This is a genomic window from Aliidiomarina taiwanensis (genome assembly GCF_003987015.1).
Classification (GTDB): Bacteria; Pseudomonadota; Gammaproteobacteria; order Enterobacterales; family Alteromonadaceae; genus Aliidiomarina; species Aliidiomarina taiwanensis.
Window position 1 is genome coordinate 510,282 of sequence record NZ_PIPQ01000001.1, and the last position, 16,816, is coordinate 527,097.

Here is a 16,816-nt window from a genome sequence, read left to right on the forward strand (position 1 = left end):
TGGCGTGATGTATAATTTCTCTGCGGGGCCGGCAATGCTGCCGGCCCCAGTTCTTAAAAAGGTTCAGTCGGAACTTCTGAACTGGAACAACCAAGGCGTGTCTGTGATGGAAATGAGCCATCGTGACGCTGTGTATGTACAGATGACAGAAACAGCGGAACAAGACGTCCGTGACTTAATGGCGATTCCAGACAACTATGCCGTGTTGTTTATGCACGGTGGTGGCCGCGGGCAGTTCTCTGCGGTGCCACAAAATATAGCGTCTGCCGATGCCACTGTGGACTATTTGAACACGGGTATTTGGTCTGAGTTTGCTATTCGTGAAGCTAAAAAGTACACAGCTCATGTGAATGTGCTCGACGTCATGACCGAGCAAGACGGCTTAAAACAAGTTCGTGAACAAGCCGCTTGGAGCTTAAGTGAAAACGCTGCGTATGTTCACTATTGCCCGAACGAGACCGTCGACGGAATTGCCATTCATGACATACCCAAGGTGTCAGCTCCTTTGGTGGCGGACATGTCTTCGGTTATTTTGTCTGAGCCCCTGGATGTGTCGAAGTTTGGGGTTATCTATGCTGGCGCTCAAAAGAATATAGGCCCCTCCGGTTTAGCCTTGGTTATTATTCGCAAAGACTTGCTGGAAACACAGCAAAATACAGTGTGCACCGTAATGAACTATAAGGTTCAAGCGGCTGAACACTCCATGTACAACACGCCAAATACCTTTGCTTGGTACTTAGCGGGTGAAGTATTTAAGTGGATTAAAGCTGAGGGCGGTGTTGAAGCTATGGCCAGTTTAAATACGCGTAAATCAGAACTGTTGTATGAGTGCGTAGACAACTCAAGCTTTTATCGCAATACCATTCACCCGAAAAACCGATCTAAAATGAACGTGCCGTTTCAGCTTGAAAACCCTGAGCTGGATAGTTTGTTTTTGCAGCAAGCAAAAGCAGAAGGGCTACTGGCATTGAAGGGGCATCGGTTTGTAGGGGGCATGCGGGCGAGCATGTATAACGCCATGCCATACGAAGGCGCAAAAGCATTGGTCGACTTTATGACCCGCTTTGCCAAAGAAAATACGTAACAAACACTGACGTTCAAATAATAATAAAAAAGGACAGAATGATGCGTGACTTTGATGCTGCACAACTTGCATTACCAGGAATTCGTGGGCTTCAGCCCTATCAAGCCGGGAAACCTATTGAAGAGTTAGAGCGGGAGCTAGGCGTGACGGACATTGTTAAACTCGCTTCTAATGAAAACCCCCTTGGGGTCAGCCCAAAAGTGGCGCAGGCTCTGCAAGAGAAAATTGCAGGGCTCGCCCGTTACCCAGACGCCAACGGTTTTTACCTGAAGTCAGCCTTGGCTGAAAAATATGGTGTGCAGCCCGAACAGATCACGCTCGGCAATGGCTCGAACGATGTGTTAGAGCTGTTGGCACGGACGTATGTTAGTGCCGAAAATGAAGTGATATTCGCACAGCATGCCTTTGTAGTATATCCTTTGGTGACAAAAGCCATAGGCGCAACGCCAATTGCAGTGCCCGCCAAAGACTATGGCCATGACTTAGACGCTATGTTGGCAGCTGTCACAGAGCGCACCCGCATGATTTTCATTGCCAACCCGAATAACCCAACCGGTACCTTTCTTACTGCAGATGCCCTCTATGGATTTTTGCAGCAAGTGCCGAGCCATGTATTAGTAGTGCTTGATGAAGCCTATTATGAATATGTAGAGGCAGCGGAGCGCGCGCCTTCTATTGAATGGATTGCTGAGTTCCCGAACCTGGTTGTTAGCCGAACTTTTTCCAAAGCCTATGGGCTCGCAGGGCTGCGAGCGGGTTACGCCATCACGCACCCAGCGGTAGCGGACTTAATGAACCGTATTCGTCAGCCTTTCAATATGAATGAGTTGGCTTTAACTGCGGCTATGGCTGCTTTGGCCGATGAAGACTTCTTGCAACGTTCGGTGCAAGTAAACTGTGAAGGGATGGCACAGTTGGTGGCTTTTTGCGAGCAGCAGGGCTTGAACTACATTCCTTCCCACGGCAACTTTTTGACCATTGAGGTGGGCGACGACGCCGAAGGCTTGTATCAAAAACTCTTGCATAAAGGCGTTATTGTGCGACCAGTAACAGGGTATGAACTGCCTCGCCATTTACGTGTCAGCATAGGTTTAAGGAGTGAAAACCAGGCGTTTATAGACGCCATGGTTGCAATTGCAAATGAAGCATAATGCACTAACCCTTTCTGGCCCTCGGGTAACCGAGGGCTGTATTCGCTTACCAGGTTCAAAAAGCATTTCCAATCGGGCGTTGCTGTTAGCAGCGTTAGCCGAAGGTACCACGCGCATTGACAATTTATTGGTCAGCGACGACACCCACTGGATGCTATCCGCACTGAAACAACTAGGCGTCTCTGTACAGCAGGTAGGGCAGCAGTACCATGTGCAAGGCCGCGCCGGCTTTTTTGCTGCCAGCCAATTAGCGCAAGTGTCATTATTTTTGGGCAATGCAGGAACCGCCATGCGACCTTTGTGTGCTGCGCTAGCAGCATCGAGCGGAAGCTTTGAATTAACGGGCGAGCCGCGAATGAAAGAACGCCCAATTGGCCCTTTAGTTGACGCCTTGCGTGAATTAGGCGCAGATATTCGTTACCTAGAAGAAGAAGGGTTTCCGCCATTAGAAATAAACGGAAGCACCCTGTTAAGTGGCCAAGTCAGTATCGACGGTAGCTTGTCGAGCCAGTACATTTCCGCACTTCTGATGATATTGCCTTTGCTTGAAGGACAAGAAAATACTCGGTTGGAATTAACCGGCGACTTAGTGTCTTTACCTTACATCGACATTACCTTAGCCATGATGCGTGAGTTTGGCGCACAAGTGGAGCAGCTTGATGAACGCACTTTCCTTATACCGCCCGGACAGCGTTATGTAAGCCCAGGCGATTACTTAGTAGAAAGCGACGCTTCTTCCGCGTCTTACTTTTTAGCTGCGGGCGCCATAGCAGGTCAGATCCGCGTAGAAGGTGTGGGTAGCGCAAGTCTACAAGGGGACAAAGCCTTTGCCGACGTGTTAGCTCGGATGGGTGCTGAAGTAACCATTGAGCCTCATGCCATTGAGGTACAGGCGGGACCTTTGCAAGGCGGCGACTTTGACTTGAATGCAATTCCCGATGCCGCAATGACCATAGCGACTCTCGCGCTTTTTGCGCAAGGCACCACCTGTATTCGCAATATAGGTAATTGGCGTATTAAAGAAACAGACCGACTACATGCTATGGCAACCGAATTACGAAAGGTGGGGGCCGGCGTAGAAGAGGGCGAAGACTGGATTTGCATAACCCCACCGAGCAGCTTACAAGCTGCCACATCCATCCAGCATGCAACGATTGAAACGTACAATGATCACCGCATGGCCATGTGCTTTGCACTCCTTGCGTTCGATGCGGCCGGGGTGACCATTCTCGATCCCCAGTGCTGCGAAAAAACCTATCCTGCTTTTTTTCACGACTTCAATCAGCTGACGTCGTAAAAACTTAATCGTTTAGCTTAATGCAATTTTTGTGAAATGCCGTATAATCTGCCCGCATTTCGCACGCTCTTCGGGGCGATGAACATACATAACTGAGGTGACTATGTCTTTACCTGCATCAAATAATGCACCTGCAGAGCAAGCGGGCATCTCGCAAGCGCCTGTCATTACCATTGACGGACCTGGTGGCTCTGGGAAGGGCACTATCTGTCGTTTAGTGGCGAACCAATTAGGTTGGCACTTGCTGGACAGTGGCGCTATTTACCGTGTTTTAGCCCTTGCTGGTATGCACCATGATGTTTCTGAAAGCGACGAAGACAGCTTAGTAGCCCTTGCTACCGACTTAGATGTGGAGTTTGTAGTAAGCGACGAAACCGGCCAAACCCATGTTGTTTTAGAAGGCGAAGATGTAACCGACACGATCCGCACTGAAGACGTGGGCACGAAAGCCTCTCGCATTGCGGCTCTGCCACGCGTACGTGAGGCCTTGTTACGCCGGCAACGCGCATTCCGTGAATTCCCCGGTTTAATTGCCGATGGCCGGGACATGGGGACCGTGGTTTTCCCTTCTGCTGAAGTAAAAATATTCCTGACCGCAAGCGCGGAAGAGCGGGCCAAACGCCGCTTTTTGCAATTGCAGGAAAAGAACATTGATGCTAATATGAACAGTATTATTGCGGACATAAATGCCCGTGATGAGCGAGATTCTAATCGCTCCGTTGCTCCTATGAAAGCTGCGGAGGATGCGCTTTTGCTAGACTCGACAGGTAAGCCTATTGAGCAAGTTTTAAGTGAAGTGCTTGAATTTGCACATGAAAAGTTATCAGCGTCAAAAGTAAAAGTACAAGACTAGGAAAAATTGAAGTGGTAAGCCATTAGGCTTATTAACGTCAAGCGTCGGTGACAGGATGTGACTGACAAACTTTAACAACCCCGTCGAGATGGATTTTGTGCGGATGTATTAACTTAAATAGAAGTTATTAAATTATGACAGAAAATTTTGCTCAATTATTTGAGGAAAGCCTCAAAGAAGTCGAAACTCGTCCAGGTTCAATTGTTTCTGGTGTTGTAGTTGCGATTACCAAAGACCTAGTATTAGTTGACGCGGGTCTTAAGTCAGAAAGTGCTATTCCTGCAGAGCAGTTCATGAATGCTGAAGGCAACTTAGAAATCGAAGTTGGCGATTCTGTAGAAGTTGCTCTAGACGCAGTAGAAGACGGTTTCGGTGAGACCATTCTTTCTCGTGAAAAAGCGAAGCGTTACGAAGCTTGGATTCAGTTAGAAGCTGCTTACGAGAACGAAGAAACTGTGAACGGTGTTATCAGCGGCAAAGTAAAAGGCGGCTTCACAGTTGACCTTAACGGCGTACGTGCGTTCTTACCAGGTTCATTAGTTGATGTACGTCCAGTACGTGACACAACGCACCTAGAAAACCGTGAATTAGAATTCAAAGTAATCAAGCTGGACCAGAAGCGCAATAACGTTGTTGTTTCTCGTCGTGCTGTGATTGAAAAAGAAAACAGTGCAGAGCGTGATGAGCTTCTTGAGAACCTACAAGAAGGTCAAGAAGTTAAGGGTATCGTTAAGAACCTAACAGACTACGGTGCGTTCGTAGACTTAGGCGGCGTAGACGGCCTACTGCACATTACCGATATGGCTTGGAAGCGTGTTAAGCACCCAAGTGAAATCGTAAATGTTGGCGACGAAATCAACTGTAAAGTATTGAAGTTCGATCGTGAGCGTACCCGTGTATCTTTAGGCCTGAAGCAGTTAGGCGAAGATCCATGGAGCGAAATTTCAAACCGTTACCCAGAAGGTTCAACCCTATCTGGTCGCGTAACCAACCTAACTGACTACGGTTGCTTTGTTGAGTTACAAGAAGGCGTTGAAGGCCTAGTACACGTTTCTGAAATGGACTGGACGAACAAAAACGTTCACCCATCTAAGATTGTCAACTTAGACGACACCGTTGAAGTAATGATCCTTGAAATCGACGAAGAGCGTCGTCGTATTTCTCTAGGTATCAAACAGTGTAAGCCGAACCCATGGGAAGAGTTCGCGAAGAGCTTCCAGAAGGGCGACAAAGTAAGTGGTAAGATCAAGTCTATCACTGACTTCGGTATCTTCATCGGTCTTGACGGAAACATCGACGGTCTTGTTCACTTGTCTGATATCTCATGGGATTCAGCAGGTGAAGAAGCTGTACGTGACTTCAAGAAAGGCGACGAAGTAGAAGCGGTTGTTCTTCAAGTAGACGCAGAGCGTGAGCGTATTTCTTTAGGTATCAAGCAAATTTCTGAAGACCCAGTAAATAACTACCTGGCGTCACACAAGAAGGGTGCTATTGTTACAGGTACTATCAAAGAAGTTGACGCGAAAGGCGCTGTGGTTGAGCTAAGCGAAGGCGTTGAAGGTTACATCCGTGCATCAGACATCGCGCGTGAGCGTGTTGAAGATGCATCTACAGTATTAACTGCTGGTGATAGCGTAGAAGCACGCTTCATGGGTGTTGACCGTAAGAACCGTGTTGTGAGCTTGTCAATTAAAGCGAAAGACGAAGCTGAAGAAAAAGCAGCAATGGAAACGCTCAACAAGCAAGACGACACAGCCTTCAGCAGCGCAATGGCTGAAGCATTTAAAGCTGCTAAAACTGACGACTAATGTCGCAGGTGCTAATGGCGGCTTACTAAGAAGGAAATATCTGTTATGACGAAGTCAGAGCTGATTGAAATTCTGGTTGGTAAGCAGCCAGATTTAGCACCAAAGGATGTTGAAGCAGGGGTGCGCAGTATTCTCGAGTCGATGATCCAGTCGTTAGAGTCTGGAGAGCGCATTGAGATTAGGGGTTTTGGAAGCTTCTCGCTTCATTACCGTCGCCCACGCATTGGGCGAAACCCGAAAACTGGCGAAAAGGTGGATTTAAAGGGTAAGTATGTACCGCACTTTAAACCCGGCAAGTTGCTACGCGAACGTGTAGACGCCAGTGTTTAACTGAAAGCACTCGGAATAATAAAAGGGCATGCTATACTAGCGTGCCCTTTTTTATTATTCTAAACAAAAAAAGGAAGATATATGGCGCGCTTTATTCTTAGTCTTATTCCGTTGGTGATTTTTTTCCTGTTAGCGCTTGCTATTGGTTCACAGAATCAGCAACCCGTAGTGATAAATTTACTGTTGGCGAAGCCAGAGATGATGTTGTCAACACTACTTGCATGGACGCTAGGCATAGGTTTTGTCTTTGGCTTAGGTGTGTTTTTAGCAAATCACTTCAGTTTACGCATACGCTATCGCCGCATTCGAAAAGAATTGGCGCAGCGCATTAAACAAGGCGAATAATATGCTCGAGTTGCTGTTTTTATTACTGCCTGTTGCCGCCGCATACGGTTGGTTTATGGGGCGTAACAGTGTTCGACAAGAGCAGCGACGTGAGCAAGAAGAATTTTCAAAAAGTTATGTAGCCGGTTTAAACTTACTGTTATCAGAACAAAGTGACAAAGCCGTCGACATGTTTATCGACATGCTGGATGTCGATAGCGAAACCATAGAAACACATTGGGCCTTAGGCAATTTATTCCGCCGCCGGGGTGAAGTTGAACGTGCCATACGCATACATCGTAATCTGATAGCCCGCCCTTCCTTAACCGAGCCGCAACGACTTCAAGCTATGCTGGAGCTGGGTAAAGACTACTTAGCAGCAGGCCTCTATGATCGTGCCGAAAAAATGCTGGCTGAGCTTAGTGTCCATAAGCCATACCGCGAAGCAAGTGAACAGCTGCTATTGCAAATTTACGAAGCAACCAACGACTGGGATAAGGCAATACGCGTTGCCTTGAAAATTCGTCGCTACGACGCCTCTGTCAGCTTGAAAATAGCCCATTACTATTGTGAATTAGCGTCTGTGCAAGATGACGTTGAGTCTGTGCTGAAGCTATATGAAAAAGCCCTGAAGCATGACAAAAGCTCTGCACGAGCACGTTTGGCCTTGGGCCATTGGTGGCTAGAGCAAAAGAATTACAGCCATGCGTTAGACTACTTATTGCCTATATTAACCACCGCACCGGACTTTACGCCTGAAGCTCTCCCATTCATTGAAAGCGCTTACGAAGGCTTGAATGACCGAGAAAGCTTAATGGCATGCTTACACGACATTGTGCTAGAACAGCCTTGTGCCACAGCCGTCGTCATGCTGGCAGAGCATGTAGCTGAGGCAAACAATAACGAAGACGCAGAACAGTTTATTTTAACAGCCTTACAGCGCAACCCTACCATGAAGGGGTTTCACAAGCTTATCGAGTTACATACTAAAAAAGCTACGCCGGGTACTGAGCGTTCAAGTTTAGAACTCTTAGGCGGCATTGTTGCTCAACAATTGAAATTAAGAACCAAATACCAATGCGGTCAGTGTGGATTTTCTGCTCAGTCGCTGTATTGGCACTGTCCTTCATGTAAATCGTGGGGCCGAATGAAACCAACGCGAGGATTAGACGGAGAATAATGAAGCGAATAATTATTGCCTTAGACTATAACAATGCCGACGACGCTGTAACTTTTGCAAAAACAGTGTCTCCAGATGCGTGCCGACTAAAAGTGGGTAAGGAGCTGTTTACAGCGGGCGGCCCAAGCCTTGTGAAGCAACTGGTTGCTATGGGCTTCGATATATTTCTAGATCTGAAATTTCATGATATTCCAAATACGGTTGCTCAAGCAGTGAAAGCAAGCGCTGACCTTGGGGTTTGGATGGTGAATGTGCATGCCAGCGGTGGCGAGCGTATGATGCGGGCGGCAAAAGAGGCCTTAGCAGAGTATAAAGAACACGCGCCACTTTTGATTGCTGTGACTGTGCTCACCAGCATGGATGAAGCTGAGTTAGCGGCTACAGGTGTGCAGCAGCCCCTTGAACAGCATGTATTACACTTGGCTAAGTTAGCTCAGAAAGCGGGATTAGATGGCGTTGTGTGCTCTGCTCATGAAGCGCAAACCTTACGAGCCGAGCTAGGCTCTGAATTTTGCTTGGTCACACCTGGTATCCGGCCTGAAGGTGCAGAGACACAAGATCAAACCCGTATTATGACGCCCGTACAAGCGGTTGCAGCCGGCTCAGACTACTTGGTGATGGGACGTCCCATTCGACAAAGTTCAGACCCTGTCGCAACTTTGTCAGCAATAAACCAGCAGCTTAGTTAACACCACGCCTTTAAAACCGAATAAGCCTGTCTATACTTTGAAGCACTGCACGGAACGCAGTGCTTTTTCTTAAGGAGACAGTTATGTTCAAAAAAACACTTTTATTTGCTTCGCTTATTTCACCCTTAGCTCTGGCTAGCCCACCTCAGGTATACGCTGCTGAGTTACCTACTAAGCCGGTGGCGTCGGATATGAAACAAGCCCAAGAAACCATCAATATTAATACGGCAACGGTAGAAGAGTTGGCGGCCTCTTTAAAAGGGGTGGGAATGTCCAGAGCTAGAGCCATTGTGGAGTTACGGGAACGGTTAGGTGGCTTTAGCGATATTGACCAATTACTTGAGGTAAGGGGGTTAGGGGTACGTACCTTAGACGCCAATCGTGATCGTATTCGTCTTTAACAAAAAAGCCGGACTTTCAAAAAGTCCGGCTTTTATTTAATGACTTATACAGTGTTATCAGTTAACGCCGCACTGAGTTGTTTCCGAACTGCTTTTCGCAGTCGGAGATTGGAAACCAGCAGGGGCTAAACCGCTGGTTTGCGGCTCGGCAAAAGCGCGAGCTGCTAAAACCTCAGGCTCGCCTTGTACAGGCACGGCAGGCGCTTTCGCTGTATCTGCCGAAACAAAGCGGCTCGAGTAACCAGAGGCGGCCACGAGCGGCGCGGCTTCAGTTGCAGGCGCTTCTTCAGCTACAGGTGCTGCTTCAGTTGCAGGCGCTTCTTCAGCTTGAGGTGCTTCTTCAGCTTGAGGCGCTTCTTCAACTTGAGGCGCTTCTTCAGCTACAGGTGCTTCTTCAACTTGAGGCGCTTCTTCAGCTACAGGTGCTTCTTCAACTTGAGGCGCTTCCTCAGCTTGAGGTGCTTCTTCAGTTGCAGGCGCTTCCTCAGCTACAGGTGCTTCCTCAGCTACAGGTGCTTCCTCAGCTTTAGGTGCTTCTTCAGTTGCAGGCGCTTCTTCAACTAGAGGCGCTTCTTCAGCTTGAGGTGCTTCTTCAGCTACAGGTGCTTCTTCAGCTACAGGTGCTTCTTCAGCTTGAGGTGCTTCTTCAGCTACAGGTGCTTCTTCAGCTTGAGGTGATTCTTCAGCTACTGGTGCTGCTTCAGCTACAGGCGCTTCTTCAACTAGAGGCGCTTCTTCAGCTGTAGGTGCTTCCTCAGCTTTAGGCGCTGCTTCAGCTGTAGGTGCAGCTTCAACAATAGAAGCTACTTCCTTTTGAGCTATATCAACTTGCTTTTGGCTTGTTGGCTTTTGCTCTTCAGGTTGTACCGCCGGCGCTTCTACTTGGCTTGTTGTTACTGCCGTTTCTTCAATGCTGCCACCTGCACGCACTGAGGTTTCAAGTTTACGACGTTGACGACGCTTGCTTGGAATGTTCGGAGTAGCGCTTTGCTGCTGACCAGTATTCGCCTGTTGCTTATTCGCGTTTGTATTTGTTTCGCTCGTTTGTTGCTTGGTGTTTTGATCACTTGGCTTACGACGGCGATTTCGGCGGTTCCGGTTCTCATTGGCAGAGCTTGCACCTGAGCTAGCTGCTGCCTTTTGGGTATTGGCCGCAGTATTTTCCGCAGGCGTTTCAGCAGCTTTCCCTTGTTTATTGCGATCTGGGCGCTGACGGTTTTGATTATTCCGGTTCGGACGACGATTTTGGTTATTACGACGTTGGTTTTGGTTTCTCGAGCGTTGGTTCTGTTGTTGCTTCGGTTTAACTTCTGGCTTTGGCGTTTCTACAGATGCAAAAAGACCTTTAAACCATGCACTTAACTTGGCCAGTAAACCAGGCTCGGCTGCCTTTTTTTGCGACTGCTTCGGCGCAGGCTTTGGCTGGCTGACAGGTGCAGCGGCAGGCATATTAGGCGCTGCAATATTTTTCAACGCGGGCTCTTCAAACTGTTTTGCTTCCTGACTGCTTAACTCAATGCGCTTCTCAGGGGGTGCTTGCAATAAGTTAATGCTTTGGCCTGGTAGCATTTCGTCTTTACGTGCACGAATAACCTCAAAATGCGGTGTTTCAAGGTATGGGTTAGGGATAATGACAATTTGAGCATTATTCCGAGTTTCAATGGTTTGCAACGACTCTCGTTTTTCGTTCAGTAAGTAGGTTGCAACCACAACCGGTACTTGAGCAATAACTTGGCCTGTGTTGTCTTTTAACGCTTCTTCTTCGATTAAGCGAAGAATGGACAAAGCCAGGGACTCGTCACTACGAATGGTACCTTGACCATCACAGCGAGGGCAGACATGGTTGGCCGACTCGCCAAGCGAAGGGCGTAGGCGTTGACGTGACATTTCTAGCAGGCCAAAGCGAGATATACGCGTTACTTGAATACGGGCTCTGTCTTGCTTTAATGCGTCACGTAAGCGGTTTTCAACTTCACGTTGGTGACGTGCTGGGGTCATATCGATAAAGTCGATAACCACTAAACCACCCACGTCACGTAAGCGCAGTTGGCGTGCAATTTCGTCGGCTGCTTCTAGGTTGGTTTGAAAGGCCGTTTCTTCAATGTCGCTGCCTTTCGTAGCCTTTGCCGAGTTAATGTCGATAGAAGTAAGCGCTTCTGTTGGGTCAATAGAAATTGAGCCACCGGAAGGTAGGCGCACTTCACGTTCAAAAGCCGACTCAATTTGGCTTTCAATTTGGTAGTGGTTAAATAAAGGCACGTCTCCTTTATACAGCTTTACGCGCTGTAAAAAGTCTGGACGAACAATTTTTATGTGCTCTTGCGCTTTTTTAAATACATCTTCGTCGTCAATTAATATTTCGCCAATATCGCGGCGTAAATAGTCGCGAATAGCGCGGAAAATAACATTACTTTCTTGGTGAATAAGCAAGGGAGCCGGGTTTGCAGCGGCAGCTTCTTCAATGGCTTTCCAATGATGAAGCAGAACGTTTAAGTCCCAAGCCAGCTCTTCTGCAGACTTCCCAACACCTGCGGTACGGACAATAAGGCCCATACCCTTAGGCACTTCTAAGTTGGCCATGGCCTCTTTCAGTTGTGTGCGTTCTTCGCCTTCGATGCGGCGTGAAATGCCACCGGCACGCGGGTTATTTGGCATCAGTACTAAATAGCTACCAGCCAACGAAATAAAGGTGGTTAGGGCGGCACCTTTTTGCGCACGCTCTTCTTTATCGATTTGGATGATAACTTCTTGTCCTTCGTGGACAACGTCTTTAATGCTAGGGCGGCCGTTGAGCTTGTAGTCTTTGGGGAAGTAGGTTTTAGCTATTTCTTTCAGTGGAAGGAAACCGTGCCTTTCAGCACCATAATCAACAAATGCAGCTTCTAAACTTGGCTCTACGCGGGTTATTTTTCCTTTGTAAACATTTGACTTTTTTTGTTCGTGGCCAGGACTTTCGATATCAAGATCATAAAGCTTTTGGCCATCTACCAAGGCAACTCGAAGCTCTTCAAGTTGCGTGGCATTAATTAGCATTCTTTTCATAAATTGTGACTCATACTCAAGTGTATAGTGCCACAACACTGCACCGTTAAACGGCTCTGTTCCGTCAACTGAACCTATCGTTGCTCTTGCTTACATAGTGCAAGAAGCGGGGAAACTGTCATTTATCGATAGTACAATATACGTTTTTCTGCTTTCTAAATTCATCGCCCAACCTATATAAAGAGAGGCGGAGCTACCCGTGTACCAGCATGTTGCATACTGCGCTAGTGCCACGTGTAACATTAAATTTCTGCTGAACCGAAACAGGCGCCTTCGCCTAGCCAGTGTTGTCGCTCGGTTGAAAATTCAACAGGCGGACGATTCGTCTACGCCCCGACCAAATAAAATGGTTCTGACACCGTATTGTCGCATTAAAAGTACTTCTCTGACAAGTAACAAATATATGCGAATAAAAGACATGAGGAGGAAAAACTCGTGGTATCATGGCAAGTCTATTAAAACATGGCGAAATTTACAGTTTTATCCGTGTTTAGCCGCAGTTTTCACTACATGGTGCAAGTATGTCTTTAAAAAAGCCACCACAAAAACACGCTGAACCACCAGCGCAAGTTACTTGGTACACAGTTTCGGCGGACGAAGCCGGTCAACGCTTAGATAACTTTCTTCTAGCGCGGTTAAAGGGCGTGCCCAAAAGCATGATTTACCGCATTGTGCGCAAAGGGGAAGTGCGCATTAACAAAAGCCGTTGTAAGCCCGAATATAAGCTAAAAGAAGCTGATGTGGTCCGTATTCCTCCCGTACGCGTAGCGCCGGAGCAAGCGTTACCAAGCCCCAAACTAAGCCAGGTGGCAACCCTGGAAGACGCCATACTGTTCGAAGACGAGTGCCTTATTGTTATTAATAAACCGTCGGGGCTGGCGGTTCATGGGGGGTCTGGGCTCCGGTTTGGCTTAATTGAAGGGTTACGTAGCTTGCGGCCCAAGCATGCATTTTTAGAATTGGTCCACCGTTTAGACCGCGACACCTCAGGTATTATTCTCGTTGCTAAAAAGCGCTCGGCGTTGCGCTCTTTACATGCGCAATTACGCGACAAGCAAATGGACAAACGCTATGTGGCTTTAGTGGCCGGGCAATGGCCCACCAATAAAACCAAAGTGAATGCACCCTTGTTACGTAACACATTAAAGTCGGGTGAACGGGTGGTGCGTGCGAACCCAGAAGGCAAGGAGTCGCTGACACGGTTTAAAGTGCTGGAAAGCTTTCGGGCCGGTACCTTGGTAGAGGCAGAGCCGGTGACAGGCCGAACGCACCAAATTCGTGTTCACACCCAAGTAGCGGGGCATCCTATTGCGGGTGACGACAAGTACGGGGACGCTGCCTTCGACGCGTTGACCAAGCAAAATGGCCTAGAGCGCCTGTTCTTGCATGCTCGCGAGCTTACTTTTACTCACCCACGAACAGAAAAGCGAATGCGTGTGGAAGCGCCTCTCGATGAAGCCCTCGAAGGTGTTTTACAAAGGCTGCGTCAATTACCGCGTCCACCTCGTCGTGAAAGGTAAGTGAGCATGCCTCTGATTATTTTTGACTGGGACGGCACTCTGATGGACTCGGTGCCTCGTATTGTGTCCTGTATGCAAAAAACAGCTCGTGCAGCGAAGCTAACACCGCCAAGCCCCGCCGCAGTTCATGATGTCATTGGTTTAAGTTTGCCGGTAGCGCTTGCTCAGTTATTTCCAGAGCAGCGTACTGAAACGGAGCAAGAAAGGTTGACCAGCTTGTACCGTTATTATTATGTGGAAGAAGACACCACCCCAACGCCTCTTTTTGACGGCGTTGAACACATGTTGTCAGACTTGAAGCAACGAGGGGCACGACTTGCGGTTGCAACAGGAAAAGCGCGGAGAGGCCTGGACCGAGTTTGGCAGGAAACAAATACAGGCCACTTTTTTAGCAGCTCTTATTGTGCCTGTGAAGCCGAGTCTAAACCGCACCCTGAAATGCTGCAGCGAATTTTAGCTGAACAACAAGAAACGCCTGAAAATAGCGTGATGATAGGCGACTCAAAGTTTGACTTACGCATGGCTGCGGCCGCCCAAATAGCCAGTGTGGGTGTGACCTATGGGGTGCATGGGCGTGAGGTATTGGCCGCAGAGTCACCGCGCTACATTGCAGCGTCGCCAAGGGCGTTGCACACCTGGCTGGTCAAGACCTACTTTCATGCGACAGTAAAGGATTAACGCCGCAGTCACGTAATAGCGTGCAAAGCTGAATAAGTGGCAGGCCAATCAGGCTGGTGGGGTCATCTCCTTCCATACGCTCGAATAAACAAATTCCCAGGCCTTCACTTTTAAAGCTCCCGGCACATTGAAGTGGTTGCTCAGCGCGAATATAGGCCCAAATATCCTCGTCGCTTAATTGGCGAAAATACACGGCGTAATTCGCTAGGCTGGTATGGTATTTTTCTAAGGCACTATCATATACACTTACGCCTGTGTGGAAGGTAACCTTCTGGCCACTAAACTGCTTTAATTGCAGATAGGCGTTTTCTTCAGTGTGAGGTTTGCCAAGTATATGCCCGTTGGCAACGGCAACCTGATCGGATCCTATAATGAGGTGATGAGGAAAGCGAGGGGCGAGGGCAGCCGCTTTTCGCTGAGCCAACCGCTGAACTAGTTCTGGAGCTGTTTCTCCTTCAAGAGCTGACTCGTCGATATCTGGCGTCGCGGTAATAAAAGGGCGTTGTAATCGTTCAAGTAACTCTTTTCGAAAAGGGGAGCTTGAAGCAAGCACTAAGGGTTTCAACATTCTATAACTCTCTGCGTGTCGATAGTTGATAAAACAAAATACTGCCACAATGAAAGGGTTTAATCATAAAAAACTTTGACTCAAAGGCTTACAAACAGTATGATTCGCGCGTTATGAAAAAGGTTAGAGTACCGATAACGGTCGATCCGGTTCGCAGTGCTAGCAAAGCAACCAGTTACGATGGTGTTGTACCAGCGTCTGGTTTAAAGCGGCTGCAAGAAATATTGTTCACTCCATGTGACGATGTAGCTGTTTATCTCTCATTTGATAGGGATGAGCAGGGCATCGTGTTTTTTCGTGGCAACGCGGAAGTGGATGTGGCCCTTGCATGCCAACGTTGCGGCAAGCCGATTGAGCAACAGGTAAGCGTGAAGTTTATATATGCGCCGACAAATCGTAAAATAACCATTGACGATTTGCCGAGTCATTACGAGGCAGTGGAATTAAACGAACTCGGAGAAGTGAATCTTCATGAAATTGTTGAAGATGAGCTTATCTTAGGGTTGCCGCTGGTCGCAATGCATGCTGAGAACGAATGCGAAATTGATCGCAATGCCATGGTATTTGGGGAATTACCGCCTGAGGCGGAGAAAAAGAACCCATTTGCGGTATTGCAACAGTTAAAGAAATAACAGTTTAGAAATACATTTAGGAGAATTCCAATGGCTGTACAAAAGAACCGTAAAACCCCGTCTAAGCGTGGTATGCGTCGTGCGCACGACTCACTAAGTGGTGCTGCGCTTTCAATCGACCCAACCAGTGGTGAAACGCACCGTCGTCACCATGTAACTGCTGACGGTTACTACAAAGGTAAGCAAGTTATTGCTAAATAAAGTGCATGAGTTCGCTCACACTTGCTATTGATGCAATGGGCGGTGACCGTGGTCCCGCTATTGTAGTTGCAGCGCTCACTCGAGCGCTGCAGTCATTTCCCGAGACACACTTTCTTGTGTTCGGCGACTCCAGGGTGCTGCTCCCTCTCTTTCAAGCAGAAAAAATCCAGAATCATCCCAGGGTAAGCCTTGAGCACACCGACGAAGTGATTGAAATGGACGATAAGCCAGGTCAAAGCCTTCGTACAAAGCCGAAAGCGTCGATGCGCTTGGCAATAGAAGCGGTGGCAGAAGGGCGGGCACAAGCGTGTGTTAGCTGTGGTAATACCGGGGCGTTAATGGCAATTGCCTATGTGCGCTTAAAAACCATTCCCGGTGTGATTCGCCCAGCCTTGGTGGCGCAAATACCAACCGAAAAAGGCTGTCCGGGCTTTTTACTTGACCTTGGTGCAAACCCTCGTTGTGACGCAGACACCTTATTCCAGTTTGGTGTCATGGGCTCTGTGCTTTCCAAAGAAGTGGCGGGTATTGCACAGCCAAAGGTTGCTTTGCTGAACATAGGTGTTGAAGACATAAAAGGCACAGATGCGGTTCGGCAGGCCGGCCAACAGTTAGCAAATTGCACCGATATTAACTACATAGGCTTTATAGAAGGGAATGACTTGTTCTCTGGAAAAGCAGACGTTGTTATTTGCGATGGCTTTACCGGTAACATCGCTTTAAAAAGCTGCGAAGGCATGGCCCAGCTTGTTTACAAAAAACTGAGTTCAAGCTTAAAAGGCCATTGGTTTAGCCGCTTAATGGCGTGGTTTTTGCTCAAGCGCTTCAAAAAGGCCTGGCAGTGGCTCAACCCCGACCAGTATGACGGAGCAAGTTTGTTAGGATTGCGCGGTGTGGTCATGAAAAGCCATGGGAACGCCTCCGCAACCGCCTTTTATCATGCGATAAAACAAGCGCATGCAGAATCGTCTTTGCAAGTACCCGAACGAATTCATGACCGCGTTGAGTCGGTGCTACTGAAAAGCCAGTAGTTTCCTTATATTCCTAAGTGATAGGAA

General features: G+C 48.0%; 17 protein-coding genes. 15 read left to right on the top strand and 2 right to left on the bottom strand.

Annotation, left to right across the window (positions count from 1 at the left end; all coding sequences use genetic code 11):
- Positions 1-7 precede the first annotated feature (7 nt).
- From serC to CWE15_RS02365, 10 genes are all read left to right on the top strand, one after another.
- Positions 8-1,084, top strand: a complete 1,077-nt coding sequence (gene serC, locus CWE15_RS02320) for a 3-phosphoserine/phosphohydroxythreonine transaminase (protein ID WP_126756849.1) — start codon at positions 8-10, stop codon at positions 1,082-1,084.
- A gap of 41 nt (positions 1,085-1,125) precedes the next feature.
- Positions 1,126-2,235, top strand: coding sequence for a histidinol-phosphate transaminase (gene hisC / locus CWE15_RS02325; protein ID WP_198674970.1), 1,110 nt, complete (start codon positions 1,126-1,128; stop codon positions 2,233-2,235).
- Positions 2,225-3,532, top strand: coding sequence for a 3-phosphoshikimate 1-carboxyvinyltransferase (gene aroA, locus CWE15_RS02330; RefSeq protein ID WP_126756434.1), 1,308 nt, complete (start codon positions 2,225-2,227; stop codon positions 3,530-3,532). The genes hisC and aroA overlap by 11 nt, the downstream gene beginning before the upstream one ends.
- 103 nt (positions 3,533-3,635) lie before the next feature.
- Complete coding sequence (gene cmk / locus CWE15_RS02335) at positions 3,636-4,385, top strand: (d)CMP kinase (protein ID WP_126756435.1); 750 nt, start codon at positions 3,636-3,638, stop codon at positions 4,383-4,385.
- A gap of 134 nt (positions 4,386-4,519) precedes the next feature.
- Positions 4,520-6,193, top strand: a complete 1,674-nt coding sequence (gene rpsA, locus CWE15_RS02340) for a 30S ribosomal protein S1 (protein ID WP_126756436.1) — start codon at positions 4,520-4,522, stop codon at positions 6,191-6,193.
- 45 nt (positions 6,194-6,238) lie between these two features.
- Positions 6,239-6,523, top strand: coding sequence for an integration host factor subunit beta (locus CWE15_RS02345; RefSeq protein WP_126756437.1), 285 nt, complete (start codon positions 6,239-6,241; stop codon positions 6,521-6,523).
- A gap of 81 nt (positions 6,524-6,604) precedes the next feature.
- On the top strand, positions 6,605-6,868 hold the full coding sequence (locus CWE15_RS02350; protein ID WP_126756438.1) for a lipopolysaccharide assembly protein LapA domain-containing protein: 264 nt from the start codon (positions 6,605-6,607) through the stop codon (positions 6,866-6,868).
- A 1-nt stretch (position 6,869) separates the two neighbouring features.
- Positions 6,870-8,027, top strand: coding sequence for a lipopolysaccharide assembly protein LapB (lapB, locus tag CWE15_RS02355; protein WP_126756439.1), 1,158 nt, complete (start codon positions 6,870-6,872; stop codon positions 8,025-8,027).
- Positions 8,027-8,716 (top strand): orotidine-5'-phosphate decarboxylase, encoded by a 690-nt coding sequence (gene pyrF, locus CWE15_RS02360; protein WP_198674960.1) that lies wholly within the window; start codon positions 8,027-8,029, stop codon positions 8,714-8,716. Before lapB ends, pyrF begins: the two co-directional genes overlap by 1 nt.
- An 83-nt stretch (positions 8,717-8,799) precedes the next feature.
- A complete protein-coding gene (locus CWE15_RS02365; RefSeq protein ID WP_126756440.1) occupies positions 8,800-9,117 on the top strand; it encodes a ComEA family DNA-binding protein in 318 nt (105 codons plus the stop codon).
- Positions 9,118-9,174: 57 nt separating this feature from the next.
- Here the strand turns inward: CWE15_RS02365 and rne are convergent, their stop codons facing one another.
- Positions 9,175-12,159, bottom strand: coding sequence for a ribonuclease E (gene rne / locus CWE15_RS02370; protein WP_126756441.1), 2,985 nt, complete (start codon positions 12,157-12,159; stop codon positions 9,175-9,177).
- A 521-nt stretch (positions 12,160-12,680) separates the two neighbouring features.
- Here rne and rluC point away from each other — a divergent pair.
- On the top strand, positions 12,681-13,679 hold the full coding sequence (gene rluC / locus CWE15_RS02375; RefSeq protein WP_126756442.1) for a 23S rRNA pseudouridine(955/2504/2580) synthase RluC: 999 nt from the start codon (positions 12,681-12,683) through the stop codon (positions 13,677-13,679).
- 6 nt (positions 13,680-13,685) lie between these two features.
- A complete protein-coding gene (locus CWE15_RS02380; RefSeq protein ID WP_126756443.1) occupies positions 13,686-14,357 on the top strand; it encodes an HAD family hydrolase in 672 nt (223 codons plus the stop codon).
- On the opposite strand, the gene CWE15_RS02385 is transcribed toward CWE15_RS02380, so the two are convergent.
- Positions 14,323-14,925 (bottom strand): Maf family protein, encoded by a 603-nt coding sequence (locus CWE15_RS02385; protein ID WP_275065501.1) that lies wholly within the window; start codon positions 14,923-14,925, stop codon positions 14,323-14,325. The two genes, CWE15_RS02380 and CWE15_RS02385, sit on opposite strands and share 35 nt — an antisense overlap.
- A gap of 113 nt (positions 14,926-15,038) precedes the next feature.
- Between CWE15_RS02385 and yceD the strand changes: the two genes are divergently transcribed.
- The 3 genes from yceD to plsX are packed head-to-tail and all read left to right on the top strand — an operon-like array spanning position 15,039 to position 16,789.
- Positions 15,039-15,557: a 23S rRNA accumulation protein YceD gene (yceD, locus tag CWE15_RS02390; protein WP_126756444.1), complete on the top strand. Its 519-nt coding sequence runs from the start codon at positions 15,039-15,041 to the stop codon at positions 15,555-15,557.
- Positions 15,558-15,587: 30 nt separating this feature from the next.
- Positions 15,588-15,758, top strand: a complete 171-nt coding sequence (gene rpmF / locus CWE15_RS02395; protein ID WP_126756445.1) for a 50S ribosomal protein L32 — start codon at positions 15,588-15,590, stop codon at positions 15,756-15,758.
- 5 nt (positions 15,759-15,763) lie between these two features.
- Entirely contained in the window at positions 15,764-16,789 is a 1,026-nt protein-coding gene (gene plsX, locus CWE15_RS02400; RefSeq protein WP_126756446.1) for a phosphate acyltransferase PlsX, read from the top strand.
- The last annotated feature ends 27 nt before the right edge of the window (positions 16,790-16,816 follow it).

Bases quoted from the DNA above. Each gene is read 5' to 3' on its own strand.
- serC (WP_126756849.1), top strand. From the start codon at position 8: ATGTATAATTTCTCTGCGGGGCCGGCAATGCTGCCGGCCCCAGTTCTT.
- CWE15_RS02365 (WP_126756440.1), top strand. From the start codon at position 8,800: ATGTTCAAAAAAACACTTTTATTTGCTTCGCTTATTTCACCCTTAGCT.
- CWE15_RS02350 (WP_126756438.1), top strand. From the start codon at position 6,605: ATGGCGCGCTTTATTCTTAGTCTTATTCCGTTGGTGATTTTTTTCCTG.
- lapB (WP_126756439.1), top strand. From the start codon at position 6,870: ATGCTCGAGTTGCTGTTTTTATTACTGCCTGTTGCCGCCGCATACGGT.
- rpmF (WP_126756445.1), top strand. From the start codon at position 15,588: ATGGCTGTACAAAAGAACCGTAAAACCCCGTCTAAGCGTGGTATGCGT.
- rne (WP_126756441.1), bottom strand. From the start codon at position 12,159: ATGAAAAGAATGCTAATTAATGCCACGCAACTTGAAGAGCTTCGAGTT.
- aroA (WP_126756434.1), top strand. From the start codon at position 2,225: ATGAAGCATAATGCACTAACCCTTTCTGGCCCTCGGGTAACCGAGGGC.
- yceD (WP_126756444.1), top strand. From the start codon at position 15,039: ATGAAAAAGGTTAGAGTACCGATAACGGTCGATCCGGTTCGCAGTGCT.
- CWE15_RS02385 (WP_275065501.1), bottom strand. From the start codon at position 14,925: ATGTTGAAACCCTTAGTGCTTGCTTCAAGCTCCCCTTTTCGAAAAGAG.
- plsX (WP_126756446.1), top strand. From the start codon at position 15,764: ATGAGTTCGCTCACACTTGCTATTGATGCAATGGGCGGTGACCGTGGT.
- cmk (WP_126756435.1), top strand. From the start codon at position 3,636: ATGTCTTTACCTGCATCAAATAATGCACCTGCAGAGCAAGCGGGCATC.
- rpsA (WP_126756436.1), top strand. From the start codon at position 4,520: ATGACAGAAAATTTTGCTCAATTATTTGAGGAAAGCCTCAAAGAAGTC.
- CWE15_RS02345 (WP_126756437.1), top strand. From the start codon at position 6,239: ATGACGAAGTCAGAGCTGATTGAAATTCTGGTTGGTAAGCAGCCAGAT.
- CWE15_RS02380 (WP_126756443.1), top strand. From the start codon at position 13,686: ATGCCTCTGATTATTTTTGACTGGGACGGCACTCTGATGGACTCGGTG.
- pyrF (WP_198674960.1), top strand. From the start codon at position 8,027: ATGAAGCGAATAATTATTGCCTTAGACTATAACAATGCCGACGACGCT.
- rluC (WP_126756442.1), top strand. From the start codon at position 12,681: ATGTCTTTAAAAAAGCCACCACAAAAACACGCTGAACCACCAGCGCAA.
- hisC (WP_198674970.1), top strand. From the start codon at position 1,126: ATGCGTGACTTTGATGCTGCACAACTTGCATTACCAGGAATTCGTGGG.